This is a genomic window from Streptomyces sp. NPDC050704, from assembly GCF_040654355.1.
GTDB lineage: Bacteria > Actinomycetota > Actinomycetes > Streptomycetales > Streptomycetaceae > Streptomyces.
In genome coordinates, this window is sequence record NZ_JBFAHW010000063.1 from 20,409 (window position 1) to 40,067 (window position 19,659).

19 protein-coding genes and 1 pseudogene are annotated in these 19,659 nt (G+C 68.5%); 15 read left to right on the forward strand and 5 right to left on the reverse strand.

Features of this window, described 5'->3' with window-relative positions; translation table 11 throughout:
• Positions 1 to 18: 18 nt before the first annotated feature.
• Positions 19 to 765: a GntR family transcriptional regulator gene (locus AB0I18_RS31480; RefSeq protein ID WP_363109030.1), complete on the reverse strand. Its 747-nt coding sequence runs from the start codon at positions 763 to 765 to the stop codon at positions 19 to 21.
• A 417-nt stretch (positions 766 to 1,182) separates the two neighbouring features.
• On the opposite strand from AB0I18_RS31480, the gene AB0I18_RS31485 reads away from it, so the two are divergent.
• The 10 genes from AB0I18_RS31485 to AB0I18_RS31530 all read left to right on the forward strand — a co-directional run bounded on the left by AB0I18_RS31485 (position 1,183) and on the right by AB0I18_RS31530 (position 9,986).
• Positions 1,183 to 2,346, forward strand: a complete 1,164-nt coding sequence (locus AB0I18_RS31485; protein ID WP_363109065.1) for a medium chain dehydrogenase/reductase family protein — start codon at positions 1,183 to 1,185, stop codon at positions 2,344 to 2,346.
• A 108-nt stretch (positions 2,347 to 2,454) separates the two neighbouring features.
• Positions 2,455 to 3,576, forward strand: a complete 1,122-nt coding sequence (locus tag AB0I18_RS31490; protein ID WP_363109031.1) for a glycosyltransferase family 4 protein — start codon at positions 2,455 to 2,457, stop codon at positions 3,574 to 3,576.
• Entirely contained in the window at positions 3,576 to 4,532 is a 957-nt protein-coding gene (gene galE / locus AB0I18_RS31495; RefSeq protein ID WP_363109032.1) for a UDP-glucose 4-epimerase GalE, read from the forward strand. The genes AB0I18_RS31490 and galE overlap by 1 nt, the downstream gene beginning before the upstream one ends.
• Positions 4,533 to 4,605: 73 nt before the next feature.
• Positions 4,606 to 5,901: a trehalase family glycosidase gene (locus AB0I18_RS31500; protein WP_363109033.1), complete on the forward strand. Its 1,296-nt coding sequence runs from the start codon at positions 4,606 to 4,608 to the stop codon at positions 5,899 to 5,901.
• Positions 5,898 to 6,917 carry a Gfo/Idh/MocA family oxidoreductase gene (locus AB0I18_RS31505; protein ID WP_363109034.1) on the forward strand — a complete coding sequence of 340 codons (1,020 nt, stop codon included), beginning with the start codon at positions 5,898 to 5,900 and terminating at the stop codon, positions 6,915 to 6,917. Before AB0I18_RS31500 ends, AB0I18_RS31505 begins: the two co-directional genes overlap by 4 nt.
• 2 nt (positions 6,918 to 6,919) lie before the next feature.
• Positions 6,920 to 7,813 (forward strand): UTP--glucose-1-phosphate uridylyltransferase, encoded by an 894-nt coding sequence (locus AB0I18_RS31510; protein ID WP_363109035.1) that lies wholly within the window; start codon positions 6,920 to 6,922, stop codon positions 7,811 to 7,813.
• Positions 7,814 to 7,897: 84 nt separating this feature from the next.
• Positions 7,898 to 8,269 (forward strand): SemiSWEET family transporter, encoded by a 372-nt coding sequence (locus tag AB0I18_RS31515; RefSeq protein WP_363109036.1) that lies wholly within the window; start codon positions 7,898 to 7,900, stop codon positions 8,267 to 8,269.
• A 70-nt stretch (positions 8,270 to 8,339) separates the two neighbouring features.
• Entirely contained in the window at positions 8,340 to 9,368 is a 1,029-nt protein-coding gene (locus tag AB0I18_RS31520; RefSeq protein WP_363109037.1) for an ROK family protein, read from the forward strand.
• Positions 9,369 to 9,480: 112 nt separating this feature from the next.
• On the forward strand, positions 9,481 to 9,654 hold the full coding sequence (locus tag AB0I18_RS31525; RefSeq protein WP_363109038.1) for a hypothetical protein: 174 nt from the start codon (positions 9,481 to 9,483) through the stop codon (positions 9,652 to 9,654).
• An 86-nt stretch (positions 9,655 to 9,740) separates the two neighbouring features.
• Positions 9,741 to 9,986 carry a hypothetical protein gene (locus tag AB0I18_RS31530; RefSeq protein ID WP_363109039.1) on the forward strand — a complete coding sequence of 82 codons (246 nt, stop codon included), beginning with the start codon at positions 9,741 to 9,743 and terminating at the stop codon, positions 9,984 to 9,986.
• A 370-nt stretch (positions 9,987 to 10,356) separates the two neighbouring features.
• On the opposite strand, the gene AB0I18_RS31535 is transcribed toward AB0I18_RS31530, so the two are convergent.
• Entirely contained in the window at positions 10,357 to 10,995 is a 639-nt protein-coding gene (locus tag AB0I18_RS31535) for a helix-turn-helix domain-containing protein (RefSeq protein ID WP_363109040.1), read from the reverse strand.
• Positions 10,996 to 11,063: 68 nt separating this feature from the next.
• On the opposite strand from AB0I18_RS31535, the gene AB0I18_RS31540 reads away from it, so the two are divergent.
• Complete coding sequence (locus AB0I18_RS31540; protein WP_363109041.1) at positions 11,064 to 11,999, forward strand: zinc-binding dehydrogenase; 936 nt, start codon at positions 11,064 to 11,066, stop codon at positions 11,997 to 11,999.
• Between the two features lie 305 nt (positions 12,000 to 12,304).
• On the opposite strand, the gene AB0I18_RS31545 is transcribed toward AB0I18_RS31540, so the two are convergent.
• Together AB0I18_RS31545 and AB0I18_RS31550 are read right to left on the reverse strand one after the other, a co-directional pair.
• Positions 12,305 to 12,751, reverse strand: coding sequence for an EVE domain-containing protein (locus AB0I18_RS31545; protein ID WP_363109042.1), 447 nt, complete (start codon positions 12,749 to 12,751; stop codon positions 12,305 to 12,307).
• Positions 12,752 to 12,825: 74 nt separating this feature from the next.
• The gene (locus AB0I18_RS31550) at positions 12,826 to 14,628 is read right to left on the reverse strand and encodes a xanthine dehydrogenase family protein molybdopterin-binding subunit (protein WP_363109043.1); all 1,803 of its coding nucleotides are present in this window, start codon (positions 14,626 to 14,628) and stop codon (positions 12,826 to 12,828) included.
• Positions 14,629 to 14,996: 368 nt separating this feature from the next.
• Between AB0I18_RS31550 and AB0I18_RS31555 the strand changes: the two genes are divergently transcribed.
• Positions 14,997 to 15,689, forward strand: coding sequence for a DsbA family oxidoreductase (locus AB0I18_RS31555; protein WP_363109044.1), 693 nt, complete (start codon positions 14,997 to 14,999; stop codon positions 15,687 to 15,689).
• Positions 15,690 to 15,918: 229 nt separating this feature from the next.
• Entirely contained in the window at positions 15,919 to 16,566 is a 648-nt protein-coding gene (locus AB0I18_RS31560) for a TetR family transcriptional regulator (protein ID WP_363109045.1), read from the forward strand.
• Positions 16,567 to 16,696: 130 nt separating this feature from the next.
• Here AB0I18_RS31560 and AB0I18_RS31565 read toward each other — a convergent pair whose 3' ends face one another.
• Positions 16,697 to 17,911, reverse strand: coding sequence for a transposase (locus AB0I18_RS31565; RefSeq protein ID WP_363109046.1), 1,215 nt, complete (start codon positions 17,909 to 17,911; stop codon positions 16,697 to 16,699).
• A gap of 49 nt (positions 17,912 to 17,960) precedes the next feature.
• On the opposite strand from AB0I18_RS31565, the gene tnpA reads away from it, so the two are divergent.
• Entirely contained in the window at positions 17,961 to 18,389 is a 429-nt protein-coding gene (gene tnpA, locus AB0I18_RS31570; RefSeq protein ID WP_363109047.1) for an IS200/IS605 family transposase, read from the forward strand.
• A 96-nt stretch (positions 18,390 to 18,485) separates the two neighbouring features.
• A pseudogene (locus AB0I18_RS31575) lies at positions 18,486 to 19,659 on the forward strand (XdhC/CoxI family protein).

Below are 19,659 nucleotides of genomic sequence, written 5' to 3' on the forward strand. Positions count from 1 at the left end.
TTTCCCTTCTGGTCGGCTTCAGGACTGAGCCGGCCCTTCGCTGTGCTGTACGTCGAACGTCACGTCAAGTGCGTATCGGTTGCCGATGTACCGCGACTCCGTGCACTCGAGTGGGTTTCCGTGCTGGTCGAGGATGAGGCGCTGTTCGACGAGGAGTGCCACGCCCGGGTCGAGCCCGAGCAACTCGGCTTCCAGCGCACTGGCGTTGTCGGCGGACAGCGAGGCGTGGCCGATGGTGGGGATGTAGCCCAGGTCCTGCAACGCCTCGTGGAGCGACTCGTTGACCAGGTCGCGGTCCAGCAGGCCCGCGACGGACGGGGGGAAGGCGGAGCGTTCAAGGGCGATAGGCACCGTGTCCGCCAGCCGCACCCGCGTGATGGCCACGATTTGAGAGCCCTCTTTGAGCCTGAGTCTGGAAAGCTCGGTGTCCCGGCCCGCTCGTTTCTGGCCGGTCACGACCCTGGAGGAGGGGCGCTTGCCCTGTGCCCGCATCTCCTGGCTGAACCTGATCAGGCTGTCGGCGCGGCGGCGGGTGGGCGGCGTGGCCACGAAGGTGCCTCGTCCGGACTCGCGGTAGACGAGGCCGTCGGCGACCAGTCGCATGACGGCCGCTCGAGCCGTCATACGACTGACCTGGAACTCCTTCGCAAGCTCCGCCTCGGAGGGCAGTGCGTCGTGCGGCTGGAGATCGGCGATCCGGGCTCTCAGGGTCTGCTCGATCGTGTAGTAGCGGGGTGCGAAATCCGGGTGAGCTTGATTGGTCACACAGGCAGTCTATACAGCTATCCTGCCTGTGGGCCAGCGTCGCTTATGCTCGCCTGTCCCGCCCGGGGCCGCGCCCGGCGGGCCTGGCGCGCCGCACTGGTACGTCTACCGGTGCACGGCTGGAACTGTTTGGTGCGCTTGACACGTGTATGCCGTCGGCATATAACTCAGGGCCTGATTGGATCGCCTGTGCCCGATCAGGTGGCTTCTCGGTCCGTTTCCTCCAGCGCGGCGGTTTCAGACGTTGCGCAATCCAAGTCCCGGGCAGCTGATCCAGCATCGCCGGGCCCGTCATAGGCGCTGTGAAACCTCAAGGCGTTCTGCCCGTTCCTCTTTGATGCCGTGTCCCTCCGGCGCAGCCCGCCTTGCGGGCCGCCACCGTCCCAAGGGAGTCAGGTTCAGATGTACGCCTACACGATGAGTCAGCCGGGACACCTGCGCCTGGGCTCCACCGCAGACCCCGTTTGCCGGCCGGACGAGGTGGTGCTCCACACGGAAGCAGTGTCGATCTGCTCGACAGACGTCTCCTACTTCCGGGGACATCTCTCGTCGCCCACCTGGCCTTTGATACCGGGTCACGAATACGTCGGCAGGGTCGTCGACGTGGGCAGTCGCCTCGCGGACGTACTGCGGCCGGGCGACCGGCTGTGCTACTGGGGACAGACGGACTTCGGCGGCATGGCGGAGTACCGTGCCGTGCGCCCCCTGCTCCCTGGTCACGCCGAGCGTGAGACCACGTGGTTCACGGAGCGGGGCTTCACCGACGCCGACCAGGCGGCCGCTGTGATCGTCCCCCCGGACCTACCCTCGGGACTGGCGACGGCCCTGGAGCCGCTCACCTCGGTCCTGCGCTCACTGCTGGTGAACCCCCCGCGCCCGGGAGACACGTGCGCGGTGCTCGGCTGCGGCCCGAGTTCGGTGCTCGCGGTTCAGGTTCTCCGCCGTCACCTGGGCGTTGATGTGATCGTCCTCGACCAGGACGATCAGCGGCTGCGCACGGCCTTGAACTGTGGTGCCGGCCGCGGTTTCAATCCCGTCCGGCAGGCCGACGAGATCACGCAACTCATCGGCGACAGCCGAGGGCAGGTCGTGGACTATGTCTTTGACGCCCTTCCCCACATCAACCCGGGAGAAGGGGGCGACGTCCGGGAGCTGGCCATGGGCATGCTGCGTCCGGGCGGCACCTATGTGATGTACGGCGCCAGCGCCCTGCCGCAGCAGATCAGCACCTGGATGATCCTCGCCAAGGGACTCAAGCTGCGCGCGACCCCCTTCGACGTGGACGCCTTCCCCATGGCCCGGTCCGCGCGCGTGCTCGAATTGGCCGTCGGACTGGTGACCAGCGGACTTGTCGATGTGCGACCGGTGTTCACGAGAACGGTCGACCTGCACGACGAGGAGGGCGTCGCCGAGGCGTTCGTACGCTACGGATCGGGCGGGTCCATGAAAACGTCCATGGTCACCCACGCGAAGGAGGCCGCGCGCATGCCCCAGCCTGCCGTCGTCGACCGGCACGAGCCACTGGTCGACACCCTCGGTCAGACAACGGTGCGGCCGGACGTCCTCGCGCCCCAGGGGTGACCCGCAGGGCGGGCGACCGTGGCGACTCGCGGTGTTGACGGTATATACAACCATCCCGATATTATGAAAGGGCGCGCCGGAGTCACCGATGCCGCCCGGGGGGCTTTCATGAACCAACCCGAAATCTGCCTCATCGTGCGCCGGTTCACCGTAGGGGGGCTGGAGAGGGTCGTGCTGCTGCTGGCGAACGAGCTCTCCGCCCGGGGGCGGCGGGTGCACGTGATCATCCTCGACCCTGTGGGCCTCAGGGCCATGATCACTGAGGTGCATCCACAGGTGACGATCCATGTCCTGAGCGGTAGTTGGGCCACCCGGCTCAACCGCCTCCGCGAACTCACCCGAGGACGCATCGCGCACTTCCACCCAGCCGAGGGGAAGATCCACCCCACTGTCCGCTGGGCCCTGCGCGGGCACCCGGGCGTCTTCGTCACCTATCACAGCGACTACACGCCGGTCCGCAACAGGATGGCGAACCTGCTGGACCGGTCGCTCACCGGCCGCAGCCGCGGAGTTGTGGCCGTCTCCAGGGCTGTCCAGGAGTTCTGCCTGAAGGAGGTGCGCCTCCCAGCGGGCCTCGTCACGGTCATCGAGAACGCGGTGGCTGTGCCGTCGGCCGGCCGCATCCGCATCGAACGCGACGGCGCGTTCACCCTGGTGGCGCTGGCCACGGTGAACCCCCACAAGAACTACGTGGGACTGCTCAGGGGTTTCGCCCTGGCCAGACAGCGCGGAAACGACGTCCGGCTGCGGATCATCGGTGACGGCCCCGCGATCGCCGAGGCCTTCGGCACCGCCGGCGAACTGGGTGTCAGCTCGATCGTCGAGTGGTACGGAGCCCTGTGGCAAAGCTCAGTCGTCGGCGCCCTGTTGGGCACCAGCGACGCCTTCGTCTCGGCAAGCCGGAACGAAGGGTTGCCCATGTCCGTGCTCGAGGCGCTCCAGCACGGCCTGCCGATGGTCCTCTCGGACATCCCCCCGCACCGCGAGGCGGCCGCCGACGCTGCCGTCTACTTCGACCCCGACGATCCGGCGCAACTCGCCGACCGGCTGACCGAACTGCTGGACGCGGACACCTGCCGACGACACGCCGACGTGGCCCGCCGCAGGTCCGCCCTGTTCACCGCGGACGAATTCGCGGAGCGCCACTTGCAGCTGTACGACGCCGTCCGGTTTCCCGAAGGAACCGGTCATCCCTCCGACCGGCGTCTGATGTCAAGTCAGGAGCTTTGATGAAGTTACTGGTTACCGGCGGCGCCGGCTACGTAGGGAGTGTCGTCGCCGCCCACCTCGTGGCGGCCGGGCACGCTGTCGTGGTCCTCGACGATCTGTCCACGGGGCACGCCGACGCGGTGCCGGCCGGGAGCGAGCTGGTAGTGGCCACCCTGCGCAAGGGCGCGGCCGAAGTCCTCGCCGATGGCTCCTTCGACGCCGTGCTGCACTTCGCGGCGAAGTCGGTCACCGGCGAGTCGGTGGCGAAACCCGGCTACTACTGGGACCAGAACCTCGGCGAGTCACTCGCGTTGCTCGACGCGATGAGGCAGTCAGGAGTCCGCCGGATCGTCTTCTCCTCCACTGCCGCGACCTACGGCAATCCCGAGAACACCCCGATCAGGGAGTCGGACCCGACCCGGCCCGTCAGCCCTTACGGCGCCACCAAGCTGGCCATCGACACCTCTCTCGCCTCCTATGCGCAACTCCACGGTTTCGGCGCGGTGAGCTTGCGCTACTTCAACGTGGCGGGCGCCCACGACGGACTGGGCGAACGGCACGAACCCGAGACCCATCTCATCGCCAACGTCCTCGCCGTCGCCCTGGGCCATGGCAGCGAGGTGTCACTGTTCGGAACCGACTACCCCACCCAGGACGGCACCTGCGTCCGCGACTACATCCATGTGTCCGACCTGGCCGCGGCCCACCTGCTCGCACTGGACGCCTGCGAGTCGGGCCGGCACCACGTCTACAACCTTGGAAGCGGATCGGGGCACTCGGTTGCGGAGGTGATCGAGGTGTGCCAGGAGATCACCGGACATCCGATCCCGATCAGGAAGTGCCCCCGACGGGACGGCGACCCGTCCGTTCTCGTGGCCTCCTCCGAGAAGATCTTCCGGGAACTCGGCTGGACCGCGAAACGGGACCTGCACACCATGATCTCCGATGCCTGGGCGTTCGCCCGGAAGGCACCCTGACCCGGCGTGAGCTGTCCGTTCACGTTCAGAGGCCCTGCACGTGCGAGACGAAACGGAAGGGAGGCAATCCAGCATGCCGCGGTCACGAGGCCAGGACGCCGCCGCCACGGAACTCGCGCTCAAGACCCTGGCGCACAACCGGCGTACCGGAACCAAGGACGGCTTCGCGTACGACTTCACCTGTCCCTCCCCGAGCAGCTATCCGTTCCAGTGGGCCTGGGACAGCTGCTTTCACGCGATCGCACTCGCTCGGACGGACATCTCCCGAGCACGAGCCGAACTGGAGTCTCTCCTGCACGGAGTTGACGCCGAGGGGTTCCTGCCACACATGCTGCTGTGGCAGGACGACCTGCGCGTCCGCGCGTCCCAAGACTTCCGGATGGCCGTCTGGGACGGCTGGAAGTCCGTCTCCGTGGCCCCGCCGGTGCTGGCCAGAGCGATCGAGCGGGTGCACGCGGCCGATGAGGACGAGCAGTGGCTGCGCCGGGTACTCCCCGCCGCCTGCCGCTTCTACGACTGGTTACACAGGACCCGACGCACCAGTACCGCGCTACTGGCCATACACCACCCGGATGAGTCGGGGCTGGACATGAGCCCCAAATACGACGCAGCTCTCGGACTTGTGGCCGGCACCGGGCCCGAAGTGTCGCGCGCCTGGCACGCCAGAATGAGCGAACTCCTCGCCGCCTACCGCCCCGGTCGCAGACCGGACAGCGACCTGCGCCGGCATGGCCGGTTCCACTGGGCCGACGTCCTTTTCAACTCGATCTATGCCGACGGCCTGGTGCGACTGGCCCGGATGGTTTCCCGAGCGGGGCTACCCGCCGAAGGAGGCAGGCGGTTCGCCGAACGGGCCGAACAGGTGTCAGCCGCGCTGATGCGAGAGTGCTGGGACGCGGAGCAGGGCTGCTTCCATGATCTAGACCTGCTCACCACCCGCCGCGAGCACACCCTCACCATCAGCTCCCTGTTCCCCCTCATCGTGGAGCACGTGCCCGGACCCGTCGCCCGGAGGGTCATCGACGATCACCTGACCAACCCCGAAGAGTTCTGGCTCCCCTACCCGCTGCCGAGCGTGGCCGCGAACGAGCCCGCCTTTGATCCCGACTTCACCACCGAAGCGATCTTCCGGGGCTCCAGCTGGGTCAACCTCAACTGGTACCTCTACTGGGGCTTGCGTGAACGGGGTGCACGAGAAGCCGCGAGTGTCCTCGCCACCCGGACCGTCGCGGCCGCCGCCTCGGCCGGCATGCGGGAGTGCTACGGACCGTACGACGGGGAAGGGCACGGTGCCGTCTCGTTCGGATGGAGCAGCCTCGTCCTCGACCTCATCGACGCCGAGTCCCCCGCACCAGGCGGTGCCCAGTGATCAACTGGGGCTTCCTGGGAGCCGGCTCCATCGCCCGCACCAGCCTTGCCCCGGCGGTGCACCGTCACGAAGCCGCGGCGTTATACGCCGTTGCCGCCCACAGCCCGGACAGGGCGGCAGCTCTTGGCCCGGAGATCATTTCCCAGAACTACGCCCGTGTCGTCGAGGACCCCAGGGTCGACGTGGTCTACATATGCCTGCACAACAGCGCACACCTGGAGTGGACACTGCGCGCGCTCGAAGCAGGCAAACATGTTCTGTGCGAGAAACCCCTTGGTTTGACTGCCGAGGAGACACACGAGATGACCCAGGCAGCGGCCCGGTATGGGCGGCTCCTGGTGGAGGCGGTGTGGAACCGCTGGCACCCCAGGACCAGAGCCATAGAACGGTTCCTGGACACGGGTCTGATCGGCGAGGTGCGCGAGGTGATCGCCGAGTTCCACGGTGCCGTGCCCGCAGAGGACAACTACCGCTGGAATACGGCCTTGGGCGGAGGGGCCCTGCTTGACATCGGGTGCTACGCCGTGAGTGCCGCGCTCGGCGCCTACTCCTGGCAGCCACCACGCTCCATTCACGCCGTACTGTCCACCAACCGGCCAGGCCAGGCTGATGCACGTGCGGACACCGTCCTCACATTCCATGACGGCGCAGCCCGGATCAGCGCCGCCTTCGCACGCCAAGAGCGGCAGCGCCTGGAGATCCGGGGCACCGAGGGGTGGATCCGGGCAAGCGAAGCCGCCTTCACCGCCGGTGTCCGGCCAGTGGATCTGCGGGTGAACTCCTCAGGCGTGACCGAGAACCACACCTACCCTGCCATTGATCCTTACCAACTCATGGTCGCAGAGATCTCGTCGGCCGCAGCGGGCAATCCGGCTCACCTCGTGCCCCTGGAACAGTCCCTCGCGGTTGCCGTGACCCTTGAAGCCATACGCCAGTCCGCCACCGCACAGGCGCTCCCACCAGAGCAGCGACGCTCGACCAGCGACGCAAGCCCCTACACGTCGAAGGGAAGTTGAGCATGAGCCCGAGCCAGGAGTTCCACACCGCCATCGTTCCTGCCGCAGGGCTGGGGACCCGTTTCCTGCCCGCCACCAAGTCCGTGCCCAAGGAACTGCTGCCAGTGCTGGACACGCCAGGCATCGAACTCGTGGCCGCTGAAGCGTCCGACGCGGGCGCCGAACGGCTGATCATTGTCACAGCGCCGGGAAAGGAAGCCGTCGCCCGCCACTTCGAGCGCGACTACGAGCTGGAGCGGGTGCTCACCGCGCGGAACAAGCCCGCGATGTCGGCCAGGGTTCAACGGGCGTCGAACCTGCTCAGCATCGAGACCGCTCTGCAGCCCGAACCCCTGGGCCTGGGTCACGCCATCGCCTGTGCCGAACCGCACCTCACCGGACGCGACGAGGCAGTGGCTGTGCTCCTGCCGGACGACATCGTGCTCCCCAGCGGCGTCCTGACGCGCATGGCAGCCGTCCGTCGGCGCTACGGCGGCACCGTCCTGTGTTCCTTCACCGCACCGCGGGAACAGCTGCCGGCCTATGGGGTCTTCGACCTGACCGACACCGATGACGCCCAGGTGAAACGAGTGCGCGCCATGGTGGAGAAGCCCGCCCCCCGGGACGCTCCCTCCACCTTTGCCTGCGCCGGCCGCTACCTCCTGGACCGGGCAGTATTCGACCCCCTCAAACGCGTGCTCCCCGGTGCCCGAGGTGAGATCGACCTCACCGACGCCATCAACCAACTCATTGACGAAGGACACCCGGTGCACGTCGTCGTGCACACCGGCAGGCGCCACGACATCGGAAACCCCGCAGGGATGGTGCGCGCTGCTGTCGAGTTTCTCCTTGAGGACCAGGACCGCGGACCGGACTTCCGTGACTGGCTGCGCATGCACTTGGACGACGCCCGATAGCCCATCGGTCCGCGTCCGCACGGCACGGACCGGTCGTGGATCGCTCACAGGCCACGACCGGTCACGCCACCAGAAAGGACAAGCATGATCGTTCTCGGACTCATCGCGGGTGCCCTGACCACCGGCTGCTGGCTGCCGCAGCTGTTCAAATCGTGGCGTACCCGCTCGACCACGGATTTCTCCTGGCTCTATCTCGCGGTCTTCGGCACCGGCATCACTCTCTGGATGATTTACGGGGCCATGGAACAGGACCTCGCCATCATGGTGACCAACGCCCTGACCCTGACACTCACTCTCGCAGTGGTCGGGCTCAAATGCTGGCTTGATGTCCTCGGGCCTCGTGCCCGGCCGCGTGCAGAAATCCTGACCGGCCGGTCTTCGCGGCCGAGCGCACAGCCGATCGACGTACGAGTCGTCCCGGACGGAACGACCAACTCGGTGGGACCCGAGGTGTGACCTGGACCGTCAAGCCAGCGGGGTGCTCGTCATCACACCGCCGCGCCCGGCAGAGAAGGGAAGAAAACCCATGCCGGTGGACACACCACCTGCGTTCACAGACAACTCCCGGCAAGCACCGGGCGGAAGGCACTCAGTGGCGGCACTCGATGTCGGCGGCACCAAGATCGCTGGAGCGCTCGTCGCACCCGATGGACGGATCCTCAAACGGGCACTGCGCCCGACCCCGGCCGAGGAAGACGAGACAGTGCTCCTGGCCACCCTCGCCGACGTGCTCGGCGAGCTCCAGAACACAGCTGTCTGGCCCCAGGTCCGCGCGGTGGGTGTCGGCAGCACGGGCCCTGTGGACACGGCAGCCGGGACCGTCAGCCCAGTGAACATCCCCGGATGGAGATCGTTCCCGATCACCAAGGAAGTCGGCCGCCTCACCGGAGGACTTCCCGTACGTCTGGTGGGCGACGCGGTGGCGATGGCCATGGGAGAGCAGTGGTGCGGTGCCGCACGCGAGGCCAGCAACGCCCTGTGCATGGTGGTGTCCACCGGGGTGGGCGGTGGATTACTCATCGACGGTCGAGTCCACTCAGGGCCGACGGGAAACGCCGGCCACATCGGCCACATCAGCGTCGAGATCAGCGACACCCTCTGCGTCTGCGGGGCCCGGGGATGCGTCGAGCAGGCCGCCAGCGGACCAGCCATCACGCGCAGGGCGCTGGCCCTGGGTTGGAGGCCTCCGCAGGGCGAGGAAGCCACCGCCCAAGCAGTGGCCTCATCGGCCGGGCAGAAAGACGCGGCGGCAATCGCCGCCTTCGACAGAGCCGCCCGGGCACTTGCCGCAGGGGTAGCGGCGACTGCCCATCTGCTGGAGATCAATCTCGCCATTGTCGGCGGAGGTGTGGCGGAGGCCGGGATCGTGCTCTTCGATCCGCTACGTGCCTACTTGCGGGAGTACGCCACCCTCCCCTTTGCGACCGCCTGTCAGGTCAAGCCAGCAGCTCTGAGCCGGGATGCCGGCCTGGTCGGTGCCGCCGCCGCAGCACTCGCCATCGGCCAGGAGCGGCTCTCGTCAGTTCCACCGGCACGGGAGGCTGCAACTCGTTGAACACAGCTGTGGCACCGACCTTCGACACGCTGCCAGAGGGGCCGCTCGGGGTCATGCCCCAACGCAGTGTTCGTCGGCGCGCCGGTACGAGCGTAGCGCCGCCAGACGGTGAGTGGCTGAGCAGGTCAACGGCACGTTGCCGCTACACCGGCGCCCGGCCCGCGCATACGACCACCGCCCCGACACCTCTGCCTCGCACGTCTGCCGGGCCTCCGCCCCGAACATGACCCGCCGCCTCACCACACCCGCCCCGGCCTGGCGCGACACCCTCCGGGCGGCCGAGTGAACATCACCGAGTTCGTCACGGATCTCCAGACCCGCCACGCCGAAGCCGTCGGCCGGGCTGGTGAACTCCGGGGTCAGACAAAGGACTTGACCGGCGACAGAGGCGAACTCGATCCGCCCGAGCAGGCCACCGCCTACCAGGCCATCGTGAACGCCTCCAACCAGCACCCCGACCAGACGTTCCGAGTCCGTGAACTGCACGAACTCCTCGGCATGCCCACCGACGACCCGTGTATGAACGTCACGCACAGCCGCCTCGGACGCCTCGCCCGCCAAGGCTTCCTCACCCAACCCGGCCGAGGCCGCTACCAGAAGCCGACGGCTACCGTCTGACTACCAGCCTGCTGGACGCCCGAAGGTATCCGGCCCGGCAGCAGACGGGCCAGATCGGTGCGCGAGCTGATGCCGAACATCACCCCTCTCGGCACCGCCTGACGAGGCGGGCCGAGAGAGAGCCGAGCAGGTGTCACCGGCGTCCGGGGGGCAGCCCGGCCGCCCGCTTGTCGAGCGGCCCGGCCGTGACGCCCCATCAAGGACGCCTTCGGCGTCGCAACGCGATGAGCTGCGCTCACCCCGGACAGCTCGCCCCGCCCTGAAACCGGCTGAGGCGGATGACGCGAAGTCGACTGCTGGTCTTTGGCCCTGACGGCTTCATGGTCAGCAGGATCGTCACGGAACCAGCGGCGGACGTCATCTTGTCCGCTCAGCTGTCCTGTGCTGCCAGTGCCGCGACCGCGGGGATCGCCGCGAAGGCTTCGTACGTGTGCCGGGTGAGTGCCGCACGGTCCTGCGGTAGGCCGTGCGAGGAGGTCCAGGTCTCCAGTGCGCGGTGCCAGGCGGCCAGCATGAGGTCGAGCAGCAGGCGCAGTTCGGTGCGGCCGGGGGACTGTCCGGCCAGCCGGTCTGTCACGATCCGAACGACGTTCGCGGAGACCTCCGAGCAGTGGCGCAGGCTGTGTGCGGTGAGCGCGGGGGTGCGGTCGGCCAGGCTGCGGCTGGCGAGGAAGCGCTGCTCCCAGCCGTCCGTCATCTGCTCCAGCGCCGCGAACAGGGCGTCTCTGTAGGCGCCGAACAGGTGCTCGCTGGTCAGGGGCCGGTTCTCGATGTGGTTGAGGTAGGTGGCCCACAGTTCCTTCTCCGGGGCCAGGGCCACGTCTTCCTTCGAGGCGAACGTGCGGAAGAAGGTGCGCTTGGAGACGTCCACCGCCTCGACGATCTCGTCCAGTGTTACCGCGGCGAAGTCCCGCGCGGTGAACAGCTCGAGGGCCGTATCGACCAGAGCCTGACGGGTCCGCAGCTTCTTGCGCTCACGCAGCGGCAGTTCTTTCGGGTCCTTCTGCACAGGTCGAAGCCTACCAGCCGCTTTTGCCACTTGTGAGCTTATGCCACTCAGTGGCACTATCGTTTGCCATGAAAGCACTGACCATTGATCACTCAGCTCCAGGACACCTCGCGCTCACCGCGGTCGCCGACCCTGAACCCGCTGCCCACCAGGCCCTGGTGCGGGTCCACTCCTTCTCCCTCAACTCCGGCGAGGTCCATCATGTGGTCCCCGAGGGCGAAGCCGGCACGGTGCCTGGCTGGGACGCCGCGGGCGTGGTGGTCCAGGCAGCCGCCGACGGCTCCGGTCCCGCAGTCGGCACCCCCGTCGTCACCGTGGGAGCCGAAGGCGCCTGGGCCGAACTGCGCGCCGTGGACACCGATCAGATCGGCACCGCGCCCGAGGGCGCCGACCTTGGCCCGATCAGCACGCTGCCGGTCGCGGCGGGTACGGCCCTGCGCGTCCTGCACCGCATCGGCCCGATTCTGGGACGGCGCGTCCTGGTGACCGGCGCGGGCGGCGGCGTGGGCCGCTTCGCCCTGCAGCTCGCGGCCCGCGGCGGCGCCCATGTCACGGCGGTGACCAGCGACCCGGCGAAGGCGGACGCACTGCGGGCACTCGGCGCCCACGAGATCGTCACCGATCTGGCCACGCTCCAGCACCTTCAACCGGTGCACGGCGTGGTCGAACTGGTCGGCGGCGCCCACATGGTCGCCGCACACGGCGCGCTGGCTGAGCACGGCGTGCTGGTGGCCGCAGGTCACATATCCGGCGACGGCGAGCAGTTCCCCTACGGAGCCCTCTTCGGCGACGGCCACCGCCACAACCGTCAGATCGCCACCTACTTCCTCCTGGACGACTCCATAGGGCTGGGCGCGGACCTCACCTGGCTCGCCGCGCTCACTGCCCGTGGTGAGCTGGACCCGCAAGTCGCCCTGCGCACCGACTGGACGCAGGTGGCGCGGGCGGCCGCCGAACTGGCCGCCCGCCGCGTGCCGGGCAAAGCCGTCATCGACGTCTGCTAAGCGGACAGGATGATGTCCGCTGCTGATCCCGTGACCGATCCTGCTGGCTGAAGCGCTCCGGGTCGGATGGAGGCTCCAGACTGTCCCGACTTGGGTGGAGTCGAGTTGCTTGATTTCAGGTTACTGGTGGGGGGCGAAGTTCGTACTCCACCGGGCTGAATATGCCCAGCGCGGAGTGTCTGCGCTGGCTCGCTGGGCCTCAACTGGGCGGCCAGAGCAGAGTGGTGAGGTCCGGGAAAGCCAGCAAGAGGGCCCGGTTTCCGGCGGATTTCCGACTGCGCTGGGGTCGGCGGAACTCGTCCTGGTCAGCGAGTCATGGCTGCGTGGAGGTGTACGAAGTCCTCGGGCGGAAGCGGGGCGAGCCCGAAACGCATCCGATATCCCCAGTTGCGGTCCTGGGTGAGGTGCAGGTCGTCGGTGACGCTGCTCAGCGCGAGAGGATGGGCATCGAGGTAGTCGATCCGGCGTCGCCAGGGTGCGATGACGCCCCTGGGTCCCATGTTCATCGGCTCGGCCTGGTATGGCTGTTCGTCGGCGATGAGGCCGAGGGCGGTGAACGCTCTGAGTGGTTTCTTGTCGCGGAATCGGTCGGTGGGAGAGTAGAGGACGATCCCGTCGCCACGGCTGAGTCGGGTGAGGTTGCCGCGTCGGCCGTCGTTGATCTGGATCATCTGTTGTTCGACGGCGTGGCCGGCGTGCTCGGCGGATACGACCACCAGCCACGCCCGCTCGGGCATCAAGGTGTCTGTCATTCGTCTTCCTGCTGTCCGGTGGGGTGTCGGTGAGGCGGACGGCCCCACCGGCACCGTTGACGGTGGGTGAACGCTCAGAGGAGCTTGTCGAGGGTGATGGGCAGGTCGCGGATCCGCTTGCCGGTGGCGTGGTGGACGGCATTGGCGATCGCCCCGGCGACGCCGGTCATGCCGACCTCGCCGAGGCCGACCAGGCCCAGCGGCATGGTGGGGTCCGGGTCGTCGAGCCAGTCGACCTCGATGCGAGGGATGTCGGCGTGTGCGGGGACTAGGTAGCCGTCGAGGCCCGCGTTCATGACGCGTCCGGTGCGCGGGTCGACGAGGGTCTGCTCGGACAGGGCCATGCCGATCCCCATCACCACGGCGCCGCGCAGTTGGCTCGCGGCGGTTTTGGGGTTGATGACCTTGCCGACGTCGAACATGCCCAGCCGGCGCGCGATCCGGATCTCTCCGGTGTCCGGGTCGATGCGTACCTCGCAGAACTGTGCGCCGGAGGCGCCCTTGGCCCACTTCTGGTCCCGGATCAACCGGGAGAAGAACCTGGCCTGGTTGGTCAGCCGGCCGAGCCGGGAGTTCGAGCCGACGGCGGCTTCCACGGCCGGCAGTGCCGCTTTGGCCAGCGTGGACCGGTGGCTCCGGCCGACGGTGCGGTTGCGGCGGGCGAGGCTGTCGAGTCTGCGCTTCAGCTTGTCGCAGGCGGCCAGGACGCTGCTGGCGACGGTGGCGGTCTGGAGGGAATTCATGGCCATCGGCGCCATGGGCAGGTCGGAGTCGCCGTACTCGACCCGGACCGTATCGAAGGGCACGCCGAGGGCGTCGGCGGCGATCTGCGCCTGTGCGGTGGCGCCACCCATGCCCATCTCCTGGAAACCGCACCGCACCAGCACACGGCCGTCGGCCGAGAGCCGCACCGTGACGTCGGCGACGAACTGAAGCGCCGGCTGGTAAGCCGCCGCGACCCCCATGCCGACCAGCCGGCGCCCGTCACGCATCGACCCGGGCTCGGGCGTGCGGCCGGACCAGCCGAACCTCTCCGCGCCGCGTGCGTAGACCTCGCGCAACAGGCGGCGCGAGGACGGCTTGCCCTCCACCGGATCGGCATCGGGCTCGTTGCGCATACGCAGCTCGATCGGGTCCATGCCCAGCCGGTGGGCGAGTTCGTCGACCGTCGACTCCAGCGCGAAGCTGCCGATGCCCTCGCCCGGTGCGCGCATCCACGCGTTCGGGAGCAGGTCCAACTCGGACCGGTCCTGGCGCAGAAGGATGCTGCTCGCCGCGTACAGGTGCCGCGACGGTGAGGTCACTTGCTCGATGTTGGCGCCCACGCGTCCGATACGCGTGTAGCTGGTGTGGATGAGAGCGGTCAGCTTCCCGTCCGTGCCGGCTCCGAGCGCCACCCGTTGCCGGGAGGGGGTGCGGCCGCCGACGACATGGTTGACCCCCTGCCGGGTGAGCACCAGCCGCACCGGCCGGCCGGTGGCGCGGGCCGCCGTCACCGCGATGATCGTGCCCGCCCGGACGGTGCCCTTGCCGCCGAAGCCCCCACCGACGAACGGGGCGATCACCCGCACGTTCTCGCGAGGGACCGAGAAGCGATGCGCCAGGTGCCCCCGCATCCAGTGGACCGACTGTGACGCGTCGTGGACCGTGAGCCGGTCGCCGTCCCAGGCCGCCGTGGTGGCATGCGGTTCGATCGCGTTGTGCTGGTGCGGCGGAGTGGTGAAGCGCAGATCGACCGAAACGGGCGCGGCGGCCAGGGCCACCACCGCGTCGCCCTTCGTCGCGCTTGGCGGCAGGAACCGGTTGCGCAGGTCCTTCTCCGGCGTGGCGCTGTGTTCCTCGGCCTCGAAGTCCGTCGCGGCGGGCGCCCTGGTCACAGCCCTTCTTCGTGCCGGTCATCTCCAAGTACTCACGCAGCGCGTCGAGCAGGCTGACCTGCGGTGGGATGTCGAGTACCCGGTCGACCCCGTTGACCTGCATCCGCACCTCGACCACGTCGTTCCCTCCGGTCCGGTTCCAGTGACGAGGAAGTTAACAGGACGGCATCCACTTAACAAGTGAACGCCGTTCTGTTAACGTGCTTGACCATGGAGCCGAACACCCGTGCGCCGGCGAGCACACCAGAAGTCGCCGCCGAGCCCTGCTCGCAGTCAGTGCAAGAGGAGCCGTCGGCCGTGATGCCCGGCCTCGTCGCCCTGGACAGCCCCGAGGACGGGGCCGTCTGCACGATTGAAGGAGTCTGTGGATGATGGACGGAACGGACACCGCCCGCGGGGTCGCCGGTCGCGTGCGAGTGGATGTGTGGAGTGATATCGCCTGCCCGTTCTGCTACTTGGGCACGGCGGCGCTGCAGGAGGCGCTGGGCCTGTTCCCGCACGGCGAGAGCGTGGACGTGCTGTATCACAGCTACGAACTGACCCCCGATCTTGCGGAGCGGTTCGACGGCGGGGCGAACGAATTCCTCGCCCACGAGCAGGGCATGCCGGTCGCCCAGGCGGCGGCGATCAACGCACAGCTCGCCGCGCGCGCGGCCACGCTGGGTCTGGACTTCCAGATCGACAGGATGGTCATCGGCAGCACCCGCACGGCACACCGGCTCGCCCACTTCGCCCTGGAACACGGCAGGCAGCGCGAGATGGTCGAGCGGTTGTTCCGCGCGCACTACACCGAGGGCGCCTTCATCGGGGACCATCAGGTACTCGCGGACCTTGCGGAGCAGGTGGGACTGGACCGTGCGGCGGCGCTCAAGGCCCTGGAGGCGGGCGCATACGAGGACGACGTGGCCGCCGACATCCGTCGCGCCCGCGAACTGGGGGTGCGGGGCGTCCCCTTCTTCGTCCTCGACAACAAGTACGCGGCCTCGGGCGCGCAGTCGGCGGAGGCGCTGCTGCAGGCCCTGACCCGAGTGTGGGACGAGCGCGCGGTGAGCAAGCCCTGAGCGGCGCAGCGGGCGCCTCACGCATCCCGACTCCGTGCCGCACCACTGAAGGTGGAAGAACCGGCGAGCCTGGCCCTCCGCGACGCGATGCACCTCATCGAGTCGATGACCGCGATCACCGCCCTTGATCGCTCCGCCTTCGCAGAGCAGATGGCGAGAGTTAAGAGAACAGTGCACACTTAACAAGTGAACGCCGTTCCGTTAACCTGCTCCGTATGATGACGGGAACATGGCTGAGACATCCTTCGTGCGGGCCAGGCGCCCCGAGCACAAGCAGCAGCGCCGTGAGGCGATCCTCACGGCCGCCCGCGAACTGGCCACGGAGTCCGGCGTGCGCCACGTCAGCCTCGGCAATGTGGCCGCGGCGGTCGGACTCGCGAAGTCCAACCTGGCCCGCTACTTCGCTACACGCGAGGAGATCTTCCTCGTCCTCATCACCCAGCAGTGGCGGGACTGGGCCGACGAGGTCCTTCAGCGGCTCCGGCAGGGTGAGAACGTGGTCGATGCGCTGGCCGAGCCCTTCGCCTCCCGCCCCCTGTTCTGCGACCTGCTGAGCGAGCTCGCCACAACCCTGCAGCACAACGTCTCCGTCTCCGCCGCGCGCGACTGGAACCAGGTCCTGCTGGATCTCACCCACGAACTCGCCGCCGCCATCACCGAATCGCACCCGGCCCTCACCAAGGGCGAGGCGTTCGAGCTGGTGACCACCACGGGATGGTCCGTCGGCGCGCTCTACCCCGCGTCCAACTCGCCGGCCACGCTGGCCGAGCTCTACGCGCAAACACCCGAACTCGCCGCGACCTGCCCCGACTTCCTGCCCTCGCTGAAGCGCACCCTGGCCGCGCTGGTGGCCGGCCTTCCCACACTGCGGTCGTAGATCCCTCCCGGGCGCGGCGGGAGTCGGCCATCTTCCTCGCCACTCCCCCGCCCTGGAGACTCCGCATGCTCGAGCTCGCCGATGAACTGAGCCGGTGACTCCTCCCCCGGCTGAAGCCGGGGGCTTCTCGCTATGCCGGGTTGGCGTCGCGATGGACCAGCCCGGCCCGTAGAACATTGAGAGCGCCCACCGTGTCAGCGTGCGCATGGTGGCCGCACGAGACGCAGTGGAATTTTTCCTGGGTGGGCCGGTTCTCCTTCGCGGTGTGCCCGCATTGGGGGCAGGTGCGGGAGGTGTCGCGGGGGTCCACGGCGATCACTTCCCGTCCGGCGCTTTCAGCCTTGGCGTGCAGGATCGTCAGGAACACCCCCCAACCGGCATCGGTGATCGACGTGTTGAGCCCGGCCTTCGCCGCGGCCCCGTTGGGCAGGAACGCGCCCGGCTGGTCGGGGTCGGGCCTGGGTGCGGGGGCCTTGCTCATGTTGCGGATCCGGAGGTCTTCGTGCGCGATGACATCGTGCGCGCGGACCAGGCCGAGAGCGGTCTTGTGTGCGTGGTCCAGCCGCTGGCGCCGCACCTTGCCGTGCAGTTCGGCAACCTTGTCCACGGCCCGCTGGTGGTTGGCGGTGCGGTCTGTGGCCTTGCGGCGCGGGAACCGGGACAGGGCCTGCTGTGCGGCTGCGAGCTTCGCGGCGGCCTTACGCCCGTGGCGGGGGTTGGGGACGAACTCTCCGTGCGAGTCGGCGAGGAAGTTCGCGATGCCCAGGTCGATCCCGACCATACTGCCGGTCGCAGGCAGCGGCTCCGGCTGGTCCTGTTCGGCGGTCAGCACGACGAACCACCGACGACCCTCACGCTTGACCGACACGGTCTTGACCCGGCCGACCACAGCGCGGTGCTGGTTGACCCTGACGTGGCCGACGCCCTGGAAGCGGACCCGGGTGGCCGCATCGTGCGGGGTGGAGTCCCACCGGCAGCCGTCCCCGTCCTTGGGAAAGTCCACCGTGTCGAACCAGTTCACCCCGCGAAAGCGCGGATACCCGGGCGTCTCACCGAACTTGACCCGGCGGAAGAACGCAGCGAACGCCCTGTCGAGACGGCGCAGCGTCGCCTGCTGCGAGCTGAAGGACCAGCGGCCCTGACGGTCCGGGTCGAACGCCCGGATCTCCTTCAGCTGCGCCGACTGCATCCCGTACCTGACGGTGGTCTTCGCGACGTGCCGGTAGGCATCACGCCGCTCCTGCAGAGCCCCGTTGTAGAGGGAGCAGTGATCCCGCAGCATCTCGGCCAGCGCCTGGGCCTGCCGGACGGTGGGCCGCAGGAGGAACTTGTACGCACGGATCATCCAGCCCACCTCCTCCGATCGAGTTGCTCGATCCTACTACACTTGGTGTATGTCACCGCGCTGGGAACCAGATCTCGATGTCCGAAGAGGAAATCATGTCGTTTTCAACCTCCACGCCCACTTGGTGTTTGTCACGAAGTTGCGGCGGGAGGTCTTCAACGACGAGATGCTGACGCGCTGCGAGGAGATCATGCGCGACGTGTGCCAGTCCTTCGAGGCCGAGCTGCGCGAGTTCAACGGCGAAGGCGATCACGTCCACCTGCTCGTGCACTACCCGCCGAAAATCGCCCTGTCCAAGCTCGTCAACTCCCTCAAGGGCGTCAGCTCCCGTTACCTGCGCGCGGAGTACACCGGCCGGATCAACCGGATCGGCATCGGGTCCGTCTTCTGGTCCCCGTCTTACTTCGCGGGATCCTGCGGCGGCGCACCGCTGAGCACCGTCAAGGACTACATCGACAACCAGAAGCGGCCGGCCTGACCGTCACCCGGCAGACGCAGAGAACTCCGGCGCTTCGCGCCTCCAGACCGAGGATCGCATTCCCGCCCGGCCTGAAGACCGGGATTCCCTGCGAAGATCAGAGGATGGACCGCTGAGGGGCGCGCCGTCGCCGTCGCCACCGTGGTGGCCGTCAGCGGCAGCGCGCCTCGCCCGCCCGGCGCCGCGATGGCCGTGGACGCACGGGGGCACGGTGATCGGCTCGGTCTCCGGCGGGTGCGTCGAGGGCGCGGTGTACGAACTGTGCCGGCACGCCGTGGCGGACGGGGTGCCGGTGCTGGAGCGCTTCGGGTACAGCGACGACGACGCCTTCGCGGTCGGTCTGACCTGCGGCGGTGTCATCGACGTCCTGGTCGCTCCGATGCGTCCGGACAGCGAGACGTACGAGGTTTTCGCGGGCACCCTGGCTGCCCTGGCGGCGAAGGAGATGCTGGCGCTGGTCCGCGTCGTCGACGGACCCGCCGGCCCATCGTCCCGCCCGCTGGTCGTACGGCCCGACGGCTCGTACGAGGGCTCCCTCGGCAGGCATCCCGGGCTGGACGCCACCGCCGCGGCCGAAGCCCGGGCCCTCCTGGACGCCGGACGCACCGAGACCGTCACCATCCAGCAGCCCGGACCGCTCACCCTCCTGGTCGAGTCCGGCATGCCGCCCCCGCGCATGCTCGTGTTCGGGGTGATCGACTTCGCCGCCGCGCTGGTCCGGACAGGGAAACTCCTCGGCTACCACGTGACGGTGTGCGACGCCCGCCCGGTGTTTGCCACCGCCGCGCGCTTCCCCGAAGCGGACGAGGTGGTGGTCGACTGGCCGCACCGCTACCTGGAGGCCACCGAGATCGATGCCCGCACGGTCGTGTGCGTGCTGACCCACGACGCCAAGTTCGACATCCCCCTGCTGAAGCGGGCGCTTCGCCTCCCCGTCGCCTATCTCGGCGCGATGGGCTCCCGCCGCACCCACGCCGACCGCGAACGTCGGCTGCGCGAAACGGGGCTGAGCGAGCGGGAGTTGGCGCGGCTCAGGTCCCCCATCGGGCTCGACCTGGGGGCCCGCACGCCGGCGGAGACCGCCCTGTCCATCGCCGCGGAGATCGTCGCCGTACGGCACGGCGGCAGCGGCGCGCCACTGAGGGACACGCGTAAGCCCATTCATCACGAGGCGGCCCCGGCGGGCAGTGTCCGAAATCCCCCGGAACCAGGGGCCTCGTGGCGGATCTTCAAAGGTCCCGCACCTGTGGCCGGGACCGCTCGGAGTTGA